The sequence below is a fragment of the Sphingobium sp. TomTYG72 genome, assembly GCF_055394715.1.
This window is the reverse complement of record NZ_AP027337.1, coordinates 314,331-336,931: the sequence shown is the minus strand read 5'-3', so window position 1 is coordinate 336,931 and position 22,601 is coordinate 314,331. Positions and strand designations below refer to the sequence as shown.

General features: G+C 59.4%; 18 protein-coding genes and 6 pseudogenes. 13 read left to right on the top strand and 11 right to left on the bottom strand.

The window, feature by feature from the left end; genetic code table 11:
* Positions 1 to 32 precede the first annotated feature (32 nt).
* Positions 33 to 827, bottom strand: coding sequence for an SDR family NAD(P)-dependent oxidoreductase (locus ACZ5U1_RS14960; RefSeq protein WP_464780676.1), 795 nt, complete (start codon positions 825 to 827; stop codon positions 33 to 35).
* Positions 828 to 940: 113 nt separating this feature from the next.
* On the opposite strand from ACZ5U1_RS14960, the gene ACZ5U1_RS14955 reads away from it, so the two are divergent.
* The 10 genes and pseudogenes from ACZ5U1_RS14955 to tnpC all read left to right on the top strand — a co-directional run bounded on the left by ACZ5U1_RS14955 (position 941) and on the right by tnpC (position 8,033).
* Complete coding sequence (locus ACZ5U1_RS14955; protein WP_464780675.1) at positions 941 to 1,657, top strand: aspartate/glutamate racemase family protein; 717 nt, start codon at positions 941 to 943, stop codon at positions 1,655 to 1,657.
* Positions 1,658 to 1,739: 82 nt separating this feature from the next.
* On the top strand, positions 1,740 to 1,907 hold the full coding sequence (locus ACZ5U1_RS14950) for a hypothetical protein (protein ID WP_464780674.1): 168 nt from the start codon (positions 1,740 to 1,742) through the stop codon (positions 1,905 to 1,907).
* 345 nt (positions 1,908 to 2,252) lie between these two features.
* Positions 2,253 to 3,041: an exodeoxyribonuclease III gene (gene xth / locus ACZ5U1_RS14945; RefSeq protein WP_464780673.1), complete on the top strand. Its 789-nt coding sequence runs from the start codon at positions 2,253 to 2,255 to the stop codon at positions 3,039 to 3,041.
* Positions 3,038 to 4,090: an ATP-dependent DNA ligase gene (locus ACZ5U1_RS14940; RefSeq protein ID WP_464780672.1), complete on the top strand. Its 1,053-nt coding sequence runs from the start codon at positions 3,038 to 3,040 to the stop codon at positions 4,088 to 4,090. Before xth ends, ACZ5U1_RS14940 begins: the two co-directional genes overlap by 4 nt.
* A 147-nt stretch (positions 4,091 to 4,237) precedes the next feature.
* Positions 4,238 to 4,894: pseudogene (locus ACZ5U1_RS14935) on the top strand (catalase); the annotation flags it as partial.
* A gap of 201 nt (positions 4,895 to 5,095) precedes the next feature.
* Complete coding sequence (locus ACZ5U1_RS14930) at positions 5,096 to 5,257, top strand: globin family protein (protein WP_464780671.1); 162 nt, start codon at positions 5,096 to 5,098, stop codon at positions 5,255 to 5,257.
* Positions 5,254 to 5,550 carry a TehB family protein gene (locus ACZ5U1_RS14925; protein WP_464780670.1) on the top strand — a complete coding sequence of 99 codons (297 nt, stop codon included), beginning with the start codon at positions 5,254 to 5,256 and terminating at the stop codon, positions 5,548 to 5,550. Before ACZ5U1_RS14930 ends, ACZ5U1_RS14925 begins: the two co-directional genes overlap by 4 nt.
* A 141-nt stretch (positions 5,551 to 5,691) precedes the next feature.
* Positions 5,692 to 6,075: an IS66-like element accessory protein TnpA gene (gene tnpA / locus ACZ5U1_RS14920; RefSeq protein ID WP_464777950.1), complete on the top strand. Its 384-nt coding sequence runs from the start codon at positions 5,692 to 5,694 to the stop codon at positions 6,073 to 6,075.
* Positions 6,072 to 6,419, top strand: a complete 348-nt coding sequence (gene tnpB, locus ACZ5U1_RS14915) for an IS66 family insertion sequence element accessory protein TnpB (RefSeq protein WP_065847213.1) — start codon at positions 6,072 to 6,074, stop codon at positions 6,417 to 6,419. Before tnpA ends, tnpB begins: the two co-directional genes overlap by 4 nt.
* A gap of 60 nt (positions 6,420 to 6,479) precedes the next feature.
* Positions 6,480 to 8,033, top strand: coding sequence for an IS66 family transposase (gene tnpC, locus ACZ5U1_RS14910; protein ID WP_464777949.1), 1,554 nt, complete (start codon positions 6,480 to 6,482; stop codon positions 8,031 to 8,033).
* Positions 8,034 to 8,283: 250 nt separating this feature from the next.
* Here the strand turns inward: tnpC and ACZ5U1_RS14905 are convergent, their stop codons facing one another.
* The 4 genes and pseudogenes from ACZ5U1_RS14905 to ACZ5U1_RS14890 form a co-directional block, all read right to left on the bottom strand.
* Positions 8,284 to 9,588 carry an Hsp70 family protein gene (locus ACZ5U1_RS14905; protein WP_464780669.1) on the bottom strand — a complete coding sequence of 435 codons (1,305 nt, stop codon included), beginning with the start codon at positions 9,586 to 9,588 and terminating at the stop codon, positions 8,284 to 8,286.
* 123 nt (positions 9,589 to 9,711) lie between these two features.
* Positions 9,712 to 9,952 (bottom strand): annotated as a pseudogene (locus ACZ5U1_RS14900) (DUF188 domain-containing protein); the annotation flags it as partial.
* 44 nt (positions 9,953 to 9,996) lie between these two features.
* Entirely contained in the window at positions 9,997 to 10,680 is a 684-nt protein-coding gene (locus tag ACZ5U1_RS14895) for a CDP-alcohol phosphatidyltransferase family protein (protein WP_464780668.1), read from the bottom strand.
* Between the two features lie 514 nt (positions 10,681 to 11,194).
* The gene (locus ACZ5U1_RS14890) at positions 11,195 to 13,528 is read right to left on the bottom strand and encodes a heavy metal translocating P-type ATPase (protein ID WP_464780667.1); all 2,334 of its coding nucleotides are present in this window, start codon (positions 13,526 to 13,528) and stop codon (positions 11,195 to 11,197) included.
* Positions 13,529 to 13,839: 311 nt separating this feature from the next.
* Here ACZ5U1_RS14890 and ACZ5U1_RS14885 point away from each other — a divergent pair.
* Positions 13,840 to 14,193: pseudogene (locus tag ACZ5U1_RS14885) on the top strand (integrase core domain-containing protein); the annotation flags it as partial.
* 172 nt (positions 14,194 to 14,365) lie between these two features.
* Here ACZ5U1_RS14885 and ACZ5U1_RS14880 read toward each other — a convergent pair.
* Genes ACZ5U1_RS14880 through ACZ5U1_RS14870 form a run of 3 tightly spaced genes read right to left on the bottom strand, consistent with a single transcriptional unit; the run spans position 14,366 to position 16,825 of the window.
* On the bottom strand, positions 14,366 to 14,839 hold the full coding sequence (locus tag ACZ5U1_RS14880) for a hypothetical protein (RefSeq protein ID WP_464780666.1): 474 nt from the start codon (positions 14,837 to 14,839) through the stop codon (positions 14,366 to 14,368).
* Positions 14,840 to 14,867: 28 nt separating this feature from the next.
* Complete coding sequence (locus tag ACZ5U1_RS14875; protein ID WP_464780665.1) at positions 14,868 to 15,350, bottom strand: c-type cytochrome; 483 nt, start codon at positions 15,348 to 15,350, stop codon at positions 14,868 to 14,870.
* Positions 15,351 to 15,370: 20 nt separating this feature from the next.
* A complete protein-coding gene (locus ACZ5U1_RS14870; protein ID WP_464780664.1) occupies positions 15,371 to 16,825 on the bottom strand; it encodes a flavin monoamine oxidase family protein in 1,455 nt (484 codons plus the stop codon).
* A gap of 236 nt (positions 16,826 to 17,061) precedes the next feature.
* Here ACZ5U1_RS14870 and ACZ5U1_RS14865 point away from each other — a divergent pair, with 236 nt between their 5' ends.
* The gene (locus ACZ5U1_RS14865) at positions 17,062 to 19,359 is read left to right on the top strand and encodes a TonB-dependent receptor (RefSeq protein WP_464780663.1); all 2,298 of its coding nucleotides are present in this window, start codon (positions 17,062 to 17,064) and stop codon (positions 19,357 to 19,359) included.
* A gap of 391 nt (positions 19,360 to 19,750) precedes the next feature.
* Positions 19,751 to 21,025, top strand: coding sequence for an MFS transporter (locus tag ACZ5U1_RS14860; RefSeq protein ID WP_464780662.1), 1,275 nt, complete (start codon positions 19,751 to 19,753; stop codon positions 21,023 to 21,025).
* Between the two features lie 180 nt (positions 21,026 to 21,205).
* Here ACZ5U1_RS14860 and ACZ5U1_RS14855 read toward each other — a convergent pair.
* The 3 pseudogenes from ACZ5U1_RS14855 to ACZ5U1_RS14845 form a co-directional block, all read right to left on the bottom strand.
* A pseudogene (locus ACZ5U1_RS14855) lies at positions 21,206 to 21,512 on the bottom strand (hypothetical protein); the annotation flags it as partial.
* A gap of 236 nt (positions 21,513 to 21,748) precedes the next feature.
* Positions 21,749 to 22,057, bottom strand: a pseudogene (locus tag ACZ5U1_RS14850) (helix-turn-helix domain-containing protein); the annotation flags it as partial.
* A gap of 71 nt (positions 22,058 to 22,128) precedes the next feature.
* A pseudogene (locus tag ACZ5U1_RS14845) lies at positions 22,129 to 22,578 on the bottom strand (transposase); the annotation flags it as partial.
* Positions 22,579 to 22,601: the final 23 nt, after the last annotated feature.

The following is a 22,601-nucleotide window of genomic DNA, read 5'->3' as shown; positions in this document are numbered from 1 at the left end:
TGCCGCTCGGGCACTGAGCGGGGCGGCTCAAATTACCAGCCGGTGAAAGCGGTCAATCCACCATCGACGACGAGCTCGGTGCCCGTGATGTAGCGCGCCTCATCGGAGCATAGGAAAAGCACTGCGTTCGCGATGTCCCAGGCGTCCCCCATGCGGCCCATCGGCACCTGTGCATTGCGCTTCGCCACCATACTCTCATAGTCACCGCCGTTATAGCGTTCAGCGAGCCGCTTTACGAGCGGGGTGAGCATCAGTCCGGGCGTGACACAGTTCAAGCGCACGCCCTGGGCAGCAAAGGCGACCGCCGTCACCTTGGTGAACTGAACGAGGCCCGCCTTGGCTGCGGCATAGCCGACCTGATCCTTGCCCACCCAGCGCAGTCCAGCGACCGAGGAAATGTTGACAATGGAGCCGCCGACCTCCGTCATCGCGGGAATCGCTGCCTTGGATGTCAGAAACGCACTGGTCAGGTTAAGGTCAAGCTGTGCCTTCCAAACATCCTCGTCCATCGTCACGGGATTGCCCGGCTCCGACCGACCGACATTGTTTATCAAGATATCGAGCCGACCGAACCGCGCAACACAATCGGCAATGATCGCGTCAACATCGGCTTTGCGCGTGACGTCACACACAGCGACATGCATCGTGCCGCCTTCGCCCTCCACAATGGCTCGCGTCTCTTCCGCCGCCTCAAGCGTCAGATCGACGCCATAGATCGTCGCCCCCTGCCGGGCGAGCAGAGCGGCGATCGCCTTACCATTGCCCCATCCGGGCGCAAAGGATCCGCATCCCGTCACGATGGCTACACGCCCGTCGAGTCTCAGCATGTCATCCTCACCAAAAGTCGCCGGGGTAAAGAGACGTTGATTATACCTGTGTCAATCAGCACCGTTGCCAATCAACCCGTCAACGGCGTAGGGCGGCTGAAAATAAAGGAGCCATGGTGAATACAGGATCGCGTATCATTCTGATCAGCGCACTGGCGCAGTCGCCTGGTCCCGCTATGGCAGCGATGCGGGAAGAATGGCCGGATGCGACGGCAACAAACCTCATCGACGATTCCCTCGCCAGTGATTTTGCCGCAATAGGATCGATAACTCCGGATATTTACGACCGCTTCCTGACGCTCGGCCGCTACGCCGCCGCCTCGCATAACGGCACGGTACGCACGGCGGGGCTGCTGTTCACCTGCTCCGCCTTTCGGCCAGCTATCGAAAGGGTCAAGGCCGACCTGTCCATTCCCGTCGTCACGCCCAATGAGGGCGCATTCGACGAAGCGCTGGCGCTCTGCCGGGGACGGGAAGAAGGCGGACGCATCGGTCTGCTGCTTACTTTTCAGGGATCGGTGGCGCCGCTGACCGGCGAAATTCATGCGATGGCGGACGCTCTTGGCCAGGCGCGTCCCCAGATCGTCCCGTCGGTCGCGGAGGGTGCGCTGGAGGCGCTTCAGGCGGGCGACAGCGATCTGCACGACCGGCTGAGCGTGGCCGCCGCCGAGGCTTTACCGTCCGTCGATGTGGTCGTGATCGGGCAGTTCTCAATGGCCCGCGCTGCCCCGCTTATAACGGCATGCCGCCGCGAGCCGGTGCTGACCACGCCCCATATGGCCGCGCGCAAGCTGAAGCGCCTAGTGGAGGCGGCGTCCATATCTTCATGATCCCCAACAACGGCGGGGGTTCAGATGCGAAGAATTTTGATAGCTCGACGCCCGCGCTTCAAGGGGTTTCGACCGTCTGTCCGTGCCGCTTTCAAATCACTCCATCTATCATCTGTCTGGCGAAGCGCGGCATGAGTGGGAGCATAGCATCGTGGGCATGGAGAGGTGCCGCTGGTCGATCACCTTCCGCTCGCTTTCGGCCAAGGGCATCCTGATGGGACGTGCCGGTTCAGCCGACGTTCCCGCCTGACCCTTGTTCCAACCAAATCCGCGCCCATATCCCTATTATCGTCAACAACGGAAAGGAGGTGGTCTGATGTCTCATTGTCACATGCCGGTCATGGCAGAAACGAAGAGTCTGACCGCCGCTGCGGGGGTCCGCCTCTTCTGAGCGCGTCCAATCGGCTGACAATGGAAAGGCCGTCCGGGATCAACCGGGCGGCCTTTTACCTTGGCGGCGTCTGAAAGCCTTCAGTCGCTTGTGATCGCCAACCTCTCGAGCGCAATTCGTCTGATCCGTCTTCGCTTTAGCCTGAGGCTTGTTCCCGCCGCCATCGAACCAATTGAGCCGCAGAACGTCTAACTGCTCAGAGCCATGAAAATCGCGACCTATAATGTGAACGGCGTCAACGGGCGTCTCCCGCTACTGTTGCGATGGCTCGAACAGGCCGCGCCTGACATCCTGTGCCTGCAGGAATTGAAGGCGCCGCAGGAGAATTTCCCGGAGCAGGCAATCCGGAACGCGGGATATGACGCGGTATGGCACGGGCAAAGCCGATGGAATGGTGTCGCGATCTTGAGCCGGGTCGGGACCATTCATGAAACCCGGCGCGGCTTGCCCGGCGATCCTGAAGATGCGCAAAGCCGCTATATCGAAGCGGCTGTGAACGGCGTCCTTATCGCCTGCCTATACCTTCCAAACGGCAACCCCCGTCCCGGCACCAAATTCGACTTCAAACTTCGATGGTTCGAGCGGCTACACACGCATTTGGCCTCGCTGATCGAACTCGATGCCCCGGTGATCGTGACAGGCGATTATAATGTGATGCCGACCGATCTCGACGTCTATGCTCCCGATCGCTGGCGCGATGACGCGTTGTTCGCGCCCGAAGTCCGCGCCGCCTATCAGCGCCTGCTCGATCAGGGATGGAGTGACGCGATCCGGCAACTGCATCCGGACGAGGTCATCTACAGCTTCTGGAAATATTGGCGTGGCGCATTTGAACGCAATGCCGGGCTACGGATCGATCATGCGCTGCTAAACCCGGTAGCCGCTCGCAAGCTGGTCGCTGCCGAAGTCGATACCCGGCCCCGCGCATGGGAAAAGACAAGCGATCATGCGCCGGTCGTGATCACGCTGGATATCGGGCAGGGGGAGACATGACCCGGCCAACTGCTACCTCAGACGAAGATCAGCCGATCCTCCTTCCATTGCCGATGGAAGCGCGTCTGGTTGCCGAACTGCCCGTGCCGCCCGGCTGGCAATATGAACCCAAATGGGATGGTTTTCGCGCTGTGGTCGGCCGTGATGGAACGCGCGCCGCCATACGCTCCAAGTCCGGAAAGTCGTTGGCCCGGTTCTTCCCGGAAATTGTTGAAGCTCTGCTGGCGACGGCTGAGCGCCGCTATATTCTCGACGGCGAGTTGATCCTCCCTCTGAATGGCACGCTTTCCTTCGATGCGCTTCAGCAGCGGCTGCATCCAGCGGAAAGCAGGATTCAGCGTTTGTCACGAGAGACCCCGGCGCAGCTCATGCTCTTCGACTGTCTGGCGCTAGGCAACAGCGAACTTATGGATGCGCCTTTGCAGGATCGCCGCACTGCCTTGGTGCGCTTTCACGCCAGGAATGGGACAGGGATGCTGCGGCTGTCGCCAGCGAGCGACCGGATAGAGGATGCGACGCGCTGGCTAGAACGGAGCGGCGGTGCGCTGGACGGGATCATCGCCAAACCGCTCGACCTGCCCTATCGCTCCGGCGAGCGCGCTATGATGAAGATGAAGAACTACCGGAGTGCTGACTGCGTCGTCGGCGGCTTTCGTCGAACTAGGGACGGGCAAGGCGCTGCTTCATTGCTGCTGGGGCTTTATGATGAGACAGGCGCGCTGCACCATGTCGGTTTCACCTCCAGCTTCAAGGCCAGCGAGCGTTCGCTTCTTTTGCAGCAGCTCGAACCGTTCGCAGGCGGGCCGGGCTTCACGGGCAAGGCACCGGGTGGACCCAGCCGCTGGAACCGGGGCGAGGAAAGCGCATGGGAACCGCTGCGTCCGGAATTGGTAGTGGAAGTGAATTATGATCAAGTGACCGCAGGCCGCTTCCGCCACGGCACGCGCTTTCTGCGCTGGCGTCCGGACAAAGCTGCGGATCAATGCTCATGCGATCAGTTGCAAGCAGAGCTGCGGCCTGCCGAGGTCGATCAGCTGTTGAAAGGCTGACTCACGCGCTGCTGCGCCCGCAGCGCTATGCTGCCATCCTGCCCAGCGAAGAACTATGCCCGCTACTAGTAGAACCGGACGGTCAGATGCCCGGGATCGCGCAACTCAACTCACGAAATCAGCCACTCTTCTGACTAGGTGTTTGGTCCCGACATTCGGTCGAGGACGGTGTCGCACCTGCTCAATATCGACGAGACACTGGCGGTGAAGGTGGCCGATGGCCTTGGCCTGCCTCTGCCCGATCCGGCCGTGGCCGCGCGCAAGCCTATCACGGACCTGCCGCCCTCCGACAAGCTCAGCATCGTCAAAAATGGTCCGAAGAGTTTTCGCGGTCGAAAGCTGGGCGTCCTGCTGAGCGACGGAGCGGACGCAAAATTGCTCAAGGCGCTGATCGATGCAGTGGAGGCAGAAGGCGCCATCTTCGAGATCATCGCCCCGAAGATTGGCGGGGTAACCCTGTCCGATGGGACGCGGATAGCTGACAAGCACAAAATTGACGGTGGGCCGTCGGTGCTGTTCGATGCCGTCGCCATCATCGTGTCCGCTGAGGGGGCAGCGCTGCTGTCGCTCGACGCGGCAGCCAAGGATTTCGTCACCGACGCTTTTGCCCATTGCAAATTCATCGGGATCAGTGCTGAGGCAGAGGCGATTTTCGCTAAGGCGGGTATAGCCGACGATCTGGACGAGGCTTGCCTGCCGATCGGCACTGCCGACGACGCCCGCACCTTCATCGCGGCGTGCCGCACGCTTCGCCTCTGGCGACGTGAACTGAAGGTGGACCTTGACGCCCACCCTCAAGCATAAAGCACCGCGGCGCAGTCTTAGGGCTTGATGAAAATGTTGAATCGGGATGGGGACCCACGTGAGCAGGTGAACCGACCCTTTGTCGCCGTTCAAAGGTAGAACGCAGCGCCCTAACAGCGGCCCCTCCCCTCACCGGATTTTGCATGATCATCTTTCACAAGGGGGCAGCCGATGGTGGCACATGTTCGGTACGAACAGCAGATGACCGTTGACAACTTTGCTCGCTGGCTGGCTCTGTGGCAGCAGGCCAGCAGCGAGTTGCTCTCCTCCGCCGCAGGCGCAGCCTTTCAGGAGAAGGCGGAGCGGATCGCCAAAAGCCTCCAACTCGGCATCCAGTTCTGCCGCGAAAGGAATGAAGGATGATCAAGCACCTTCCTGACGGTGTGACGCCATATAAACGCACCCCAACCTTCACTGAGGAGAATATCCCGGCGGGTCTTCTGAATGACCATCAAACCAAAGAAGGCACCTGGGGCCTGATCTGCGTGGAGGAAGGCCAATTGCGCTATGTCGTGACTGATCCGCGCAGGACGCCAGCAGAGACAAAGTTGAGCAAAGATGCGCCCCCCGGCATTGTCGAACCAACAATTCTTCACCGGATCGAGCCACTCGGCACCGTTCGCTTCCATGTCGAATTTTTCAGGCTGGAGCGCTGATTTGCGTAAGCGGGGTCTGACGGCCGCCTTGCGCCGCGCCCGTTCGCCGGGATGATTGCCGCTCTTTGAACGGGGTGGCTGGTGTCGGACGAGATCGAGGATTCAGCGAGCGGTGCAGCGACTACTCATACGAGCGGTCGTATGAGTAGTCGGATAGAGATCGTTAGCCGGGTGTCGGGTCGGCGGCGGTGGACGGTGGAGCAGAAGCTGGCCGTCCTGCGGGATGCATTTGGCCCCGAGGGTTGCGTGCGCTCGGCCTGTGAACGTCATGATGTCGGCAGCGGATCGATCTACACATGGCGGCGACAGGCAATGTCTGGCGAGCTTGCCGGGGTGCGCAAGCCGATCGAGCCTGCCTTTGCGGAGGTGCAGATCTGCGACCAGCTAGCCTTGCCTGCGCCGGCGGTCGCGGCGCGCAGCGTCGGCGTGATCGGCATCGAGCTGCCGTCGGGCATCAGGGTGAGTGTGGACGCCACGGTAGATGCCGATGCCCTGTCGCGGGTAATCGGCGTTCTGACGCAATGATCCCGCTGCCGCCCTCAACGCGGATATTCCTGGCCTGCGGGGCGACGGACATGCGCAAGGGCTTTGACGGCCTGGCCGTGATGGCGCAGCAGGTTCTGGAGCAGAGCCCGCATTCCGGTGCGCTGTTCGCCTTTCGAGGGAAGCGCGGTGATCTGGTGAAGCTGCTCTGGTATGACGGTCAGGGCATGTGCCTTTTCTCCAAACGGATGGACCGTGGCCGGTTCGTGTGGCCATCGACCAAGACCGGGTCGGTGGTGATGACCGCGGCCCAGCTTTCCATGTTATTGGAAGGCATTGACTGGCGACGGCCGGAGCGCACTTTTACCCCTTCGCTCGCGGGATAAAGCGCCCATTTTCCGGCACTTTTTCTGGCATTGCAGCCCCTGATCCGCTATAGGATCGCAGTGTCGGACGCAGGCCTTTCCACCGCTGACAAAGACGCTCGGATCGCCGAGCTCGAAGCTGCTTTGGCGGCCGCCCACGCCGATATTTCTGCCCGCGACATCTTGATCGACACGCTGCGCGTGCAGATCGCGCGCCTCAAGCGGATGCAGTTCGGCAAGTCGTCCGAGAAGCTCGATACCCAGATCGCACAGCTTGAGCTGGCCCTTGAAGAACTCGAAGGCGAGGCGATCGTCGCCGCCGCGCGTCGGGCCGATCCGGCAGAGGTTGATCGGCCGTCGCCTGTTCGTGCGCTACCCGCTCATCTGCCGCGGGAGGAACAGCGGATCGAGCCCGAACAGGGCAGTTGCACCTGTCCAGATTGCGGCGGAGCGCTGCGGCCTCTGGGGCAGGATAGCGACGAGATGCTCGATGCCGTGCCAGTGCAATGGCGTGTCGTTCGGACCATCCGGCCCAAGTATAGCTGCCGGTCCTGCGAGAAGATCGTGCAGGCGCCCGCGCCGGTAAAAGCCATTGCCCGGGGCAAGGCGACCTTCGGCACGCTGGCTCACGTCGTCGTCTCCAAGTTCGATCATCATCTGCCGCTGTACCGGCAGGCCGAGATCATGGCGGCACAGGGCATCGAGATCGACCGCTCGACGCTCGCAGGCTGGGTGGGACAGGCATCCGTGCTGCTCGACCCGATCATCAGTCGTATCCGAGAGGTCGGCCTCACCGCCTCGAAGATTCATACCGACGATACGCCGGTTCCCATGCTTGATCCGGGGCGGGGCAAGACGGCGACCGGTAGGCTTTGGGCGTATGCCATCGACGATCGGGGTTCTGGCGCCACGACCCCGCCGCTGGTCTGGTATGAGTTCACCACCGATCGCACCGGTGCGCATCCCCAGCGGCAGCTGGCCAACTTCACGGGCTATCTCCAGGCCGACGGCTATGCCGGTTATGACAAGCTCTACAACACCAACCGCGTCACCGAGGTTGCTTGCTGGGCGCATTTCCGGCGGAAGATATTCGACATCCACGCCTCCAAGCCGACGCCGCTCACCACCGACCTGCTGGAACGTATCGGCCAACTCTATGAGATTGAGGCAGAGGTTCGAGGCCAGCAACCCGAGATCCGCCGACGAAGCCGGCACGACCGCACTAAGCCGTTGATCGATGATCTGCGGCAAGCAATTGATGATGCCCTGCGCCGCCTCTCGCCCAAGTCCGAGATGGCGAAAGCGATAGCCTATGGTCGCAAGCGCTGGGTGGCGCTCACGCGCTTCCTCGATGATGGGCGTCTGGAGATCGATAACAACATCGCGGAGCGTGCCATGCGGTGCGTGGCCCTGGGCCGTAAAAACTGGCTGTTCGCCGGCTCAAAGGCGGGCGGCGATCGGGCGGCGGCCATCTACTCCGTCATCGAAACCGCAAAGCTCAATGGCCTCGAACCGCAGACTTATATCGCAGATGTCATCGCCAAGATCGCTGGCGACTGGCCTGCTGCCCGCTGGGATGAACTCCTGCCCTGGAACTGGCGGCCAGATCAGCAACCGATCGCCGAAGCCGCCTGATCTGCGGCCTCCAGCCCACGCTTACTGATTTGCCGCCCATAGTGCTGCGCGACTGCTCGCTGAAACGACTCTTATGAGAGGTTTGGCGATGGATTCTCTCCAGCAGTAGACGTTCAGCTTACTTCGCGGCCGTCACAGGACTGGTCATTCATCGCTTTAAATCGAACTGCGTCAAAGTCACTGTCGACCAGCTCGTGGACCAACAGCGATGAACGACCACTATCACCAACCGCTTCACCCGCTCTTTTCACTACTCACTGTGCGCAGCCCATTCGCCTATGTTGGTTTCCTGACCGATCAGCGCCAGTCCATGGGCGATCGACGTCAGTTCATTGCCCGAGGCGATGCGATTAGCTGGGAAACGCTCTTCAAAAATGCGTCGTACCGCAGGGATTAGCGAGGAACCGCCGGTAAGAAAAATATGATCTATCCGTCCGGCTGAAAGACCCGCCTTGGCAAGCGTCTCGTCCACTGTCGCGCCGATGCGGTCGAGATCCGGAGCGATCCACTTCTCGAAATCGGTGCGGCTGACGTCCGCCTCCACATACACGCCGGCGCTATCAAAATGAAAATGTGCATGCTCTTGGGTCGAGAGTGTCCGCTTCAATTGGGCAACCGCGTTATAGAGGGGGTAGCCAAGCTCATTTTCCACAACGGCGATCATTCGACATATTGCAGCGGGATCGGTCGCAGCTCGCTTCAGCTTCTGCAATTCAGCGAGCGTACGGCGATTATGCATCAGCGCAAGGCGAGCCCAGTCCCCAAAATCGGCGAAATGGCCCGCTGGTATCTCCAGCGTCTTGCCCATGGACGCATATGTGCCGCCTTTACCCAGCATGGGGAGTACCAACTTGTCCATGATGCGATAGTCGAAACGATCGCCCGCTATGCCGATCCCGGCGGACCCAAGCGGTATGCAGCGTTGCGCCGTGCCCGGCGCCTCGATCCGCACAACGGAAAAATCGCTCGTACCGCCCCCGAAGTCGGCGACCAGCAAGGTTGCGGGTTCAGTGAGCCGCGCGGCGAAGCTGAAAGCCGCCCCCAGTGGTTCGTAAACATAATGCACTTCCCGCTCGAGGGCCGCGAACATGAGGTCGTAGCGCTGGCGAGCGAGCCTGTTGTCCGGCCGTTGCCCTGCATAGCGAACCGGGCGGCCAACAACGACGCGCGGCGGCAACAGCTTCAGTGCATCGGCCGCACGTGCCCGCAGCCGCTCCAGAAAAACATGGCCCAGCTCCTCGAAGCGCAATCGCTTGTCGAAAATGGTTGCATGCTCGAACGCCCTGCTTGCAGCGACGGACTTGAAGGATTGCAGGAAACGGCTGCCTTGAGGGAAATCCAGAAACTCGGCGATGGCCCATGGTCCTGCTTCCCGCGCAATGCCGCCCGGCACGCCGCTATCCTCCCAGAAGCAAAGCGCGGAGCGAAAGATGGGGCCGGAATTGCCGGGCGCCGGGTAATCGACCAACCTTGCGCCACCGTCAGTATTGCCCAATGCCACAACGGAATTGGTTGTTCCAAAGTCGATCCCGATTGAACAAGCACGCGAAGTCATGTCATTTCCATGTAATTTGGCGGAAGGTCACCTTGACCGGTGGGGCGGGCGCCTATCACAGGCATGGGCGCGCGGTGCAACCTTTACGATATCCCGGCCGAGTTGTTATCGCTCCGCACATCACCTCAAATCGGCCATGATCGCGCGAACTGCGATGGCATTGCCGATTGAAGCGCTCGTAACGGGCTTTCCCGTTGGAGAGATCACTACGCCACCCATTTTAAGGGCAGCGGTCGGCCAAAAGAATATCGGCCGTGATGACCATTGTTCCCGCCGTCACCCGCGCGGCGATCCAGTCGTCCGCCGCGTCGAAGCCGTCACTGACCACCGTGCGGCTGATCAGCGGATGACCGGATATCCGCAAGGAATCTGGATCATCGGGAAACCACATTCATGCAGCATTGCAAGTCATTGTCCGCCACGCTCGGCCTGGGCAAGGCGCCGTCCGGTGATTACCGTCTGGATGATGAACAGCAGGATCAGGATCATCCCGACCGCCCCCACAAAGACATCGAAGCCCGACACCGCGCCAAAGATGCCGGGACCGGACCCAAGCGCCATCATCATCAGGGTCAGGGCAATCAGCACCAATCGCAATTCCGTGGGACCAGCGGCTAGATAGGACAGCTTGAACTCTCCTAGAACACGGGCGGAAAGATAGGCGTGGATCGAAAGCAACAGATAACCGGCCAGCGCCACCAGCGCGACATCCATGGTCACGAAGGGGCTAAGGCCAATGCCTGCAAGGATCAGCAATGTCGCCAGACCATCGCAGCTGTGATCGATAAAATAACCGTAGGAAGGACGTTCGATATGGCGATAACGCGCGATGCTGCCATCCATCGAGTCCCCGAACCATTGGACGACATAGCCGACGATGGCAAGGAGCAGCCAGGAGGCCCCCACACTGCTGGCGACATACCCCAGGAAGGTCATGAGTGCGCCAACCATGCCAAGTGAGGTCAGGCGATCAGGCGTCACCCACTGCGGCATTCGGCCGCATAGCCAGTTGAGCAATCGCCGTTCTTTGGCGGCTAACCAATTTTCCTGAATTCTCGAAAGCGAAGGCACAGTCTGTGATTGGATTTTCATACGATCTTATGAAGCCATGCCTTTCGATGAGCAACGTCCGAAATACCGGCAAATCAGATTATGTGACAATGGGGCGAACAGCGAGTGGGTGAACGGGTAGCTTGTGGCGGTTAGGCAACGACTTTTGTAATGATCACCTGGTCAGAACAGATGACTGGCACCGACATATTTCTGCCTCAGACCCCTTGGCGCCACTCAGCCGACGATTATCGATCCCTAGGTGCAGACGCGGGGCTTTTCCGCAATGGATGCCCAACCTGCCGTCATGAGGTCTACCGTTCAGCGCGAACTAAGGCCGATCGACATTCAGAGCATGGTGATCCATGCGTCGAGCCCAGGTGTCGCTAAAGATGGCGAGGGCATGCGCGCTTGCGAACCTCCCCCGCCAGCCGACATGTTCGAAAGATTTCCGGCGTCGGTAGCAATCAATCAATAGCCTGATGGGTGGATGCCACAATCGATCGCCGCCCGATCGCTATTTCTGCCGCCGCGACTGGCAGGCATTTGCCCATGCTTATAGAGTCTGCCTGTTGAGTCTGAGAGCATTGGTGACGACGCTGACGGATGACAGCGCCATCGCGGCCGCCGCAATCATGGGTGAAAGCAGGATGCCGAATAGTGGGTAGAGCAGGCCCGCCGCGATCGGGATACCGGCAGCATTGTAGATGAAGGCGAAGACGAGGTTTTGCCGAATGTTCGACATGGTCGCCCGGCTAAGGAGCCGGGCGCGGACGATGCCGTTGAGATCGCCCTTGAGCAAGGTCACGCCTGCGCTCTCGATGGCGACATCCGTTCCAGAGCCCATGGCAATGCCGACATCGGCGGCGGCAAGGGCTGGAGCATCGTTCACGCCGTCACCGGCCATGGCGACCACCCGGCCTTCGCGCTTGAGCTTGGCGATGACCGCGTTCTTTTGATCGGGCAGCACGTCCGCCTCGACCTCGTCGATGCCCAGACGGGCCGCCACCGCCTGCGCCGTGGTCTTGTTGTCGCCCGTCAGCATCACCACGCGGATTCCCTCATCGCGCAGTGCGGCGAGTGCTTCCGGGGTCGTCTGCTTGACGGGATCTGCGATGGCAATAATCCCTGCCGCTTCGCCGTCGATACCAACGAAGATCGCGGTCGCGCCGTCCCTCCGCAGATCGTCGGCGGCAGCGGCGAGCGCACTGGTATCGACGCCCTGATCATCAAGAAAGGTCGCGTTACCAAGGACAATCCTGCGCCCTTCGACGATGCCGGTCGCTCCGCGTCCGGTCGGAGAATCGAACGTGCTGACCTGAGGCAAGGCCATCGACCGAGCGCGGGCGGCTTCGACAATGGCAAGAGCAAGCGGATGCTCCGAAGCCCGTTCGACCGAGGCGGCGAAGCGTAGTAACTCGGCCTCCATCTGGCCCGCAGTCGACACTATCGCAATCACGGCCGGGCGCCCTTCCGTAAGCGTGCCGGTCTTGTCGACGACCAGTGTGTCGACCTTCTCCATATGCTCCAGCGCCTCGGCATTCTTGATGAGGACGCCCAGGCCCGCGCCTCGGCCCACGCCCACCATGATAGACATCGGGGTTGCCAGACCCAGCGCACAGGGGCAGGCGATAATGAGCACCGCGACCGCCGCGACGAGACCGTAGGCGAAGCGCGGCTCCGGCCCCCAGATACCCCAACCGGCAAAAGCAAGGACGGCGACGGCGATGACGACCGGCACGAACCAGCCCGAAACCTGATCGGCCATGCGCTGAATCGGCGCGCGCGAGCGCTGTGCCTCGGCGACCATCTGCACGATGCGAGCCAGCATCGTGTCGCGGCCAACCTTGGTCGCCACGACGACAAGCGCGCCGGTCTGGTTGAGTGTACCGCCGATGACGCTGTCGCCCTTGGCCTTGGTGACCGGCATGGATTCTCCCGTCACCATGGACTCGTCGAGTGATGAACGTCCGTCCTCGACAGTCCCATCTACGGGCACCTTTTCGCCCGGTCGTACCCGAAATCGGTCGCCAACGCCGACGAGATCGAGACTGACCTCCTCGTCCTCGCCATTTGCGAGCAGACGGCGGGCCGTCTTGGGGGCAAGGCGGAGGAGTGCCTTGATCGCACCTGAGGTTCGCTCGCGCGCGCGCAGTTCAAGAAGCTGGCCGAGCAGGACGAGGACAGTGATCACCGCCGCTGCCTCGAAATACACAGCCACCGTGCCATCGGCGTTGCGGAAGGCTGGAGGGAACAGTTCAGGGGTAAGTGCGGCGACCATGCTGTAAGCCCATGCGACACCCGTGCCCATGGCAATCAGGGTGAACATGTTCAGGTTGCGGGTCTTGAGCGAGGCCCAGCCCCGCGTGAAAAACGGCCATCCGGCCCACAGCACGACGGGCGTCGCCAGCACCAGCTGGATCCATGTTGAAACCGGCATGGGCACGAAATGATGAAGAGCGGGAAACAGATGCCCGCCCATTTCCAGCACGAACACGGGAAAGGCGAGGATGAGGCCAATCCAGAAGCGACGTGTCATGTCAGCCAGCTCCGGACTGGGGTCACTCTCCGCACGCGCCATTTCCGGTTCGAGAGCCATGCCGCAGATCGGACAGGCGCCGGGATGATCCTGTCGCACTTCCGGGTGCATCGGGCAGGTCCAGATCGTGCCCTCAGGGTTTGCGTTCGGGACGGGCGGCGCTTCGCCAATATAGCGCAGGGGATCGGCCGCGAACTTTGCCTGGCACTTGCTGCTGCAAAAATAGAAAGTCTTGCCGCCATGCTCGGCGCGATGCGCCGTGCCATGCGGATCGACCATCATACCGCAGACGGGATCGCGCACGTCCTGCTCCACCTTGGAGGCGTGATGATCGTGACGGGCATGGTCCATCTCAGTTCCTCGTCTGATCTGTCCCTGCTGCTCGACAGCGTGTTGACGTCAATAAGCCAAGGCGGGGGCTTTGAATGCTTAAAATAGGGCGGTCGCGTTGGGCGCGCGCTACGGTACGATACTTATATCGCGCGCATGGCTGACGGTCGATGAGCGCCGCATTTCAATTTCGCGAGGACAGGAAGATGAAACATTCGGCGGAGGGATGCTCATGCTCCCACGACGGCCACGTCGGCTTTCGCTCAGCAGGCCGATCCGCAGGCAGATGATCAACCCGCCGCGCAGGCAACCCTGTCAGAGAAACCTGTTCCGAACGCGCCTGCGCGAAGATCAACCTCGTTCACCGCACGACACGACCCTATACCCCGCAAACCAATGGCATGGTCGAACGCTTCAACGGCCGCATCGCCAGCGAAGTGATGGGCATCAACGTCGCCGGCCATGCTGATCTGGAAATCCTGCTGACCGGCTTCAACCGTGCCTACAATCGGCGACGACAGCGCGTGCTCCTCGGCAGCTCACCATGCCAGAAGGTAGAGGAGCGGATCGGCCTTATGCCCGCGCTCGCCAATCCTCTTTACAAGCCGACGGCACCGGACGATCTTATGACCAAAGTCGACGACATACTATATTACGCCAATGATGTGTCGCAACCAGACAGCTAGCAGAAGGGTGTCATCTATATCCGGCGCTTACAGCCGGTCGAAGCAATGATAATGATTATGTTAGTCGAAACACCGGCTGTCCATGTAAACTGTGTCCACCCTCAGAGGACATTTGTGGTTCGCTCGTGCAATGACCTATTTCAGAACGTCACCTTTAGAATGGCGAGGGCCGTCAATCCTGGCAAGGCGCCTCTATTTCCGTGACGATATGCCACTGGTTCTCAGCCTTGACCACGACGTAGTTCCAGCCAGGCTTAATGCAGGCGGTGACGGAGTGGCCATCACCATCGGTTATCGACCAGCGCGCCTGCAGCAGCACAGTGTTCCGGCCCAAGGCTACTGCCTTGACATTGGCAAGGTGGCTATTCTTCCAGCCAGCCTTGGTCCAGGGTTCCACATATTCGGTATAAAGGGCTGCTTCTAAATCGCCGCGATTTAGTATCCGGGCCTCGTTCCCCCGGATGAACTGTACCTGGGCAAGATAGTGACCGTAGAAATTCGGGCTGCCGCTAACGAAATCCGCCGCGTAGACCCGCTCGTACCACCGGTTTGCCTCGTCAGCGAGAGAAGATGGAGTCTGTGCCGCGGCCTCGCCCGTAACGGCGACCAGTGCGGAAACGGCAATAGTAAGCAATGCTGTTCTCATTCTTACCCTCAGGGATGATGTTCCGATGTTAGTGAAGCGCCTTGAGATAGCAGATCGCGGCTGCCCGGGCGGCCGCATCCTTGACCCCACCAAATGCCATGCGCGTACCGCTCACGAAGGTTTGCGGATTGGCCAAGAAGGAGTCGAGAGTCTTCTCGTCCCATGTTATACCTTTCGCCTTCAGCGCAGGCGAATAGGCGAACCCTTCCATCGAAGCCGCTTTGCGGCCGACAACATCCCACAGATCGGGACCGGTCATATTAGGCTGGCCCTTCTGAAGGCTGTGGCACACCTCACACTGGATGACAGTGGTCTTGGCCAGTGCCTGATCGCACTCGGGATCAAGCTTTACCTCCTTTGGTAGCGGAGGCGCAGCATCCTGGCTTGCGACACTGCCGCCTGAGCTTTCCGATTCTGAATGGCTAGCCTGCTTCGGCTGCCCGCCGCAGCCGCCCAAGGCTAGTGCGACAGTCATGGCGGTTACCGCGATGCGGTAATGAGCAATCTTCATCCTTCTTCCTTTTCCGTCCGTCAGGCCTTGACCAGGTCCTTCGCGATCTGCTGACCGGTGCTGACACCCATCTCGATACCGCCGTCCATCCAACCGCGCCACATGGTCGCAATATCAGAGGTGGCAAAATGGATATTGCCCTCAGGCTTCTGCAGTTCTGGTATCAGTGCGAACTGATGCGGTCGCAGCGTGCACCATGTCCCCTTCGAGAATGGATCGAACGCCCACTGGTAGCCAAAGGTCGCCTCCAGCTCGAGATCAGGAATGAAGGTGCGCAGCATGGTCTGGACCGCCTCGAGATTATTGACATCGAAGCTGCCATCAAGGCCATAGGACAGCAGTGTCGTCCCCTCCGGCCCGGACTTTTCAGTATACCCATATTGCAGCGGTCCGAAACTGTCATCGGCGGTAAGAAAGATATTGCCCAGTTCGGCCTTGGTCTTAACGTGAAGCTTGTTGCCGTTGCCGACATGCCGTTCCTTCGACGTCTTCAGCTTAACTTCGGCAAGGGCGGGTTCAAATTCGAAATCGGCCCATGTATTAAGCGGAGCGGCAAGGACCACCTTACGGGCAGTCAAGGTCTGCCCTTCCTCGGTAGTGACCTTTACCCTGTCCCCTTTCTGCTCGATCCGCTTGACCGGGGTACTCAATTTCACTTCGGTTTTGCCGTCGTTGATCATTGCGTCGATGAGCGAGATAGTACCCTTCTCAAACTTGTAACGGGAGGTGGCATTGTTGAAATCGGTCGAATTGCTGCCGAGGTTAGCCCACCAGCGGAGCATTTCGAGAAAGCCGCCCTCATTGCACTTGGCATGAGACATGGCCGACCAGATGGCGTTCACATTGATGCGGACATCCTCATCCAATCCCATCTGGTTCAACCGGTCCTGGATCGAAAGGTTCTGATAGGGCTTCCACTTGTCGTTGAAGAAGGTGTCATAGGGCCGTTCGAATACCTCGCGAGACATGCCGCAATAATCGGTCAGCGCCCTATCGACCTTGGGCCAGAGGGTGGCGATGTCCGCCTCAACTGCCTTCCCGTTCTTGAGGTAGATCCACCGTTCGGGAGCGACAGCCGCTGGCGTGTCAATAATCGGCAGCTGGTAACGGTTTACTTCCGCCCAGATATGCGGTTGCAGCCAGTAGAGATAGTTAGCGCCGAGTTCCACTTTCTCGTCGCCGAACGGGGCAAAGAAGGTGCGTCCGCCAAGGCGGTTGCGGGCTTCAAGTAGTATAGTTTTAAGACCTGCCTTGGAGGTTTCGCGAGCGGCGCTGACACCAGCCATGCCGCCCCCCACGACTATAACGTCGTAGTCCGAACCACCGCCGCCATTGACGGCAGAGCAGCCCGATAGGGCGACTGACGTGGCAACAGTGGCGACAGAAACACTAGCGATGAAATCCCGGCGGGAAACGGTTTCAGCGGTTTCCGCTGCGGCAATGGATCTGCTTCTCGCCTTTTTGAACTTGATCACTGCCTTCTCCGATTGATGCCCACTTCAAGTCAGGACGGCAGCCTTAGCCCACTTCTGCCAGCTGTAATGGCCCCGCCTTTACACTGAAGTGTGATCTGATGTGACGAAGCATCAATACCTCTTTGAGGGTATTGTAAAGCAGGCGCTCAGCCCTGAATTTCAATTCCTGCCTCGCGGAAAGAGGCCTGGGGCGCAGAAGCCTAAAATTCAGAAAAAATAGTTCTGTGGGGAAAATTATGAGAAAGTCATATTTCTGTCAAGGTGCGGCATTTTGCGCGTTCTTCATGTCCGGCATCTCGCCGCTTTATGCCCAGGAGGTGGATACATCTTCCGGGCTGGGGGATATAGTCGTCACCGCTCAGAAGCGCGCGCAATCCGTGCAGGATGTTGGCATTTCGATCTCCGCTTTTTCCGGTCAGGACATCGCACAGATGGGCTGGTCCAGCTCGGAAAATATCGCTGCGCAGACTCCTGGCCTGGTCGCCACGTCCTTTTCCGGCGGCGGTTCCACCGGCCTCTTCTCGATCCGTGGCATTTCGCAGAACGACTTCGCGGACCATCAGGAAGCACCGAGTGCCGTCTATGTGGACGGGGTCTATATGGCGCTAACCGGCTCGGCAACGGCGGAAATGTTCGACGTCGATCATGTCGAGGTGTTGCGCGGCCCGCAGGGCACGCTGTTCGGCAGAAACGCGACCGGCGGGCTCGTCCATATCGTCACTAAGGACCCGACGCGAGAGTTCGAGGGTTATACCGATATCACGCTCGCCAAATATGGGCAGATGCGCTTCGAAGGAGCACTTTCCGGACCGTTGTCCGACACGGTGCGCGCGCGGATCGCCTTTGTATCGAACAAATCCGATGGTTATTTCAAGCATTCAGGAACCGGACTGGCAACCAACGCTGGTGAGATTTTCGGTGAATTTCCTGAAAAGGCAAAGGCGACCAAGGCAGACAGATTTCGCAATTTCGATAATCAAAACATCCGCGCGAAGGTGGATTGGGACGTCACCGATGCCGTGACCGCTGGTTTCACCTTCAACTATGGCAGGGTCAACAATGTCGGAAACGCGTATGACACTGTGCCTACGCCAAACGGTGTCATCGACCTCAACGCCACGGACTTTTTCGGCTCTCCTTTCGATCCGAAAATCAACTCGGAAGCTCCAAATATTCGCGGTTTCGTTGATAAGGAATCCTATTCCTACACTGGCGACCTAACCTATACTGCAGATGACTGGAATCTGACCGCTATCGTCAATTATTCTAAGAGTAAAAAGTCATATCTCGAAGATGATGATGGAGGTCCGTATAATATTGCTGCGTTCGGAACGGATCAGGATGCTAATACGTTTAGCGCCGAAGTCCGTGCCAATGGAAAGTCTGACAGTTTTACATGGACAGCCGGACTATATTACCTGGTTATAGATGGTAATTATTTTGGAACTTTCCAGTTTCCTGGCGTGACAGGGGCGACAGACAGTGTTACCGGCGATCCGATTCCCGGCTATGGTTATGGCATTGATCTCGACTATGGACTCAAGACGAAGGCTTTCGCTGCCTTCGCCCAGGGAGAATATGAGTTGACCGATCAACTCAAGCTGATCCTCGGCCTGCGTTGGACGGATGACCGCAAGCAATATAATATCAAGGCCAACTGCGTCGATATTCCCGGTGGCCTTAGCACCTGCGCGGATGTCACCATCCCTGGGTCGCTGCTGGCCGAAACGGATCGCTCCCATCTCAAGCTGAACAGCAGTTTCTTCACCTGGAAGGGCCAGCTCGAATATTCGCCCAATCGGAATCTGATGTTCTATCTCGGTTATAACCGAGGGGTGAAGGCGGGCAGCTTCACAGCGCCTCTCGACGGCCTGCTCAGTGTTTCAGAGCTGCCGTTCAAGCCTGAGACGCTGGATGCCTATGAAGTGGGCATGAAAGCTGATCTCATCGATGGCGTGATGCGCCTCAACATGAGCGGCTTCTATTACGACTACAAGAACTATCAGGGCTTCATCTTTACTGGCCTTTCCTCAATCGTGAAGAATTTCCCCGCGACGATCTACGGCGGCGAAGCGGAACTGACCATTCGTCCGTTGGACGGTCTAGAAACCCGGTTTGGCGTCGCGGCGATGTCTGCGAGTGTCAAGGATGTCGAGGTGGCACCGGGAACATTCGCCAAGCAGCATATGATCCTCGCGCCCGATCTTACCGCCAATTGGCTGTTGCGCTACGAGCAACCGGTCGCCAATGGCACCCTGTCGTTCCAGTATGATGGCTCTTATACAAGCCGCCAACATTACAACACAATCAACGGACCACTGGTTAGCGGCAAGGGGTATGCGCTGATGAACGCGCGCGTCGGCTACAAATTCCCGCTGGGGAATAAGGATGCCGAAGTGTCCTTGTTTGTACAGAACCTCGCTAACAAGAAGAATCAGACCTACGCTTTCGACTTGACGTCCTTTTTTGGCAACACCATTCAGGTCTATGGTCCCCCGCGCATCTTTGGCGGCACGGTACGCGTGAATTTCTGACCCTGCCACCATGGCTCCCGGTTCCGGTGGTAAGCATCGTGACCGGGAGTCGAGTGGATCTGCGGACGGCTATTTGCCGGGCTCAGAGACGGTTTCGAAATTCGGCGGTAGGCACTCGCCGTCGGGCATCCCCCCCATCTAGAGCATGATCCGATCAGATTGAATCGAATCATGCTCTATTTGTCTTTGTTTTCCGCATTTTCCGGGCCAGCAGATGATGCCATCTGCTTCGAAAATGCTCTAGCACGCCGCCAGTTCCTCCTCACGTTGCAAACTTGGATAGCATCACTTCTACCATCTGAAGGGTATTGTGAGGTACGAGAGAGGTCGAGATAATGGCCTGTTCGGCCAGGTGGGGCACCGCCGACATGCAGTCAGACCAGGAGTTTCCATGAACGAAGAGTTGCAGGCGAAGGTTCGTCCAAAGCCGACATGGGCGATCCTGCCCGATGACTGGAGCCTTCTCTTCGTATGCTTTGCTTTTTCGCAAGCTATCGGCCTGATCACCTATTGGGTGCTGCCACTGCTGGCAGGCTCGCTCATGGCTGGATTGCACCTTAGTGCAACGCAGGTCGGATTTCTGGGAACAATTGAATTTTCCGGCCTATTTTTGAGTTCCCTTGCGCTTGCCCCTTTCATGGATCGCGGCATTCGACGACAGGCCGCCTGGGCGAGCGTCATCATAGTCATCAGCATCAATTTACTCTGTGGGACACTCGAACTCGACATGACCAGTTTTGCGGTCCTGCGGTTCATTGCCGGGCTGGGCGCCGGTATCGCCCTGACAATTGGCAATGCCTCGATCGCGAACGGCGTGAACCCGGAAAAACTGTCGGGACATCTTACCCTGCTGCTGGTCGGATTCATGATGATCCTGATGCCGACCTTTGCCTTCATCAGCGAACATTATGGCCATCGGGGCGTGTTTTTAGCGCTGGCCGGAACGGTTGCGCTTGGGGCGCTCGCCACACCCTTCGTGCCACGCAGGCCGAATGAAGAGGCAGCGGCTATGGCCGACGCGGAACAGGGCGGACCACATGTATTGCTGGGCCTCAACGGTATCATGCTGATGCTGGTTGCGTTGTTTTTCGGCCTGAGAGACACGCTGCCATGGCTCGTCGCCGAGCAGATCGGCACCAAGACTGGAATGAGCCTCCAGCAGATAGGTACACTATTCTCGGTCATGTATGGTATCAGCATCATTGGTCCGGTCATGCAGTTGTTCCTATCGCGAACCATGCCGCCGAAATTTCTGCTGGCGCTTTCGCTCGTTGTCGCCGGGTTGTTCCTGTGGCTCTTCACCCTCGCCAATGGAAGTGCGATCCAGTTTAGCATCGGCATCGTCGCCTGGGCGACGATATACTTCATGGCTTATGCCCAGCTTTATGCGGTGGCGGCGCTGGTCGATAGAAAAGGCAGGCTGGCGTCAGCGCTCGGCGGGGCGTTCATCGGCGGCATCGCTATCGCGCCCTTTATTGGCGGTTATCTCAATGACATGGGCGGATATGATGCGATCGGCTATGCCGAGATCGGCCTGACCCTCCTGATGGCGATCTTCGCCATGACCATGGTTTCGCGCGGAGGCCTGGCTTGGGGGGCGTCGGACAGAGGAAGGAAGGCCGCGATTCCAGCCTGTCCTCACGACGTGTGTGCCGATCGGCAGTAAAGGATCGGGGAAGAAACGCCATCAATCCTGGCGAGACGCCTCCACACTGTGGCGGTAGTCACTGGTCACCAGTCTTGACCTGGTAAGGGGGGCGCAGAGCCAGCCATTGATGTTGTCGGCATTATTTGTCCAGACTTGGTTGGAACGAGCAGCCTTGCCGTGACGGAAAGCGCGCAAGCCTCAAGCAACTTCTGGAGGACCAAAAGCGTAATGGGGACCCTTATCACCAGATCTTGGCCGTGAGCGCCCGGCTGCGCCCTGCTCGGCGGCGAGATTGCGGTTGCGTGGTGGCGATTTACAACGCAGCCCGTCCACGATGCTCGCGAGATCCTCGCTGCTGGGTTGAGCCCCACCCGATGTCGAATGCGCTGATCCCGTTGGGCAACCGCGCCACATCATCCGCCGTCAAATCCGGCAGCGCGCGGCGATCGAACGCGCGCTGAATCGTCGCCCGCCAGATGTGACCAACCGGGGCCGAATGGAGAGCCCTCCCCCTCCTGATCGCAATTGCTACGCCCGACGCTGAGCAGCCGCGCACCGGAGCGGTCGATTCATCCTCGACAACGATCGCCACCAACCCCGACGCGCGCAGTCGGCTCTGTCGCAAAAATTTGGCAATGGGACAACGGGATGGCCGAACGCCCCGGGGGGAGATGGAAAGACATTGTTTCGAGGGCGGCATCCGCGCGGATCATGCCACGATCTACCGTCGGGTGAAGCATTATGCGCTGCGGTTTGCTCGTGCGACCAGGCGACCGACAAGCGATCGGCGATATAGGTAGCGAGTTCGGGTTTTCGCGCAATCTTATCGCCGCGAACGCGGCGCTCGCGGGCCAGGTTTTGCGCGACGGTGGGGAAATAACCTCGAAACAGCGGATGCTCATCCAGGTGCCGGGTGCGCTTGAACTCGCGAGAAATCGTCGACGGATGACGGCGGAGCGCTGCTGCAACCTCCCGCACGAACCGACCGGTCGCCACCAAACGATAAACGTCGCGCCGCTCGTCCAAACCCAGATGCTGATAGCTGTTCATCATGTGCCTTCCTGGAAAGGGGATCAAACCCCTATAAAACCTAGGATTTCGCACTTCGAAATAGAATCCACCGGCAAATAGAGCGCTCGATCGATAAAGGCGTGACCCCGTGCCGACACATAGGCGGCGAACACGCCAATCTGGCAGTTCGTGTCTTGCTCGCCGACCCGATTTGTTGACGCGCAACACCACAGGATGCCTTGCCCTGCTTGAGGAATCCGGTCTCATCAATGACCAGAACTCCGTCCTGTGTGTCGAGGTTCTCGACAACAAACTCCCGCACAATGTCGCGAAGCCCGTCCGCGTCCCAGCGCCCGGCACAAATAGCCTGATTCGCCAAGGCCTCGGATCACCCGCCGCCTCAGCGCGCATCCAACCCGTCTTACGACGCTCGTCGCTCAGCAGGAAAACGCTGACGCTGCAACTCGTTACTGCGTGAACAAGCCGCGCATACGACCCTTCACGTCGCGAAGCGACGGTGCCCACAGCTCCAGCGTGGTCTCAATCGATGCATCCGTCATCCACGGCCTCCTTACAATGGAGA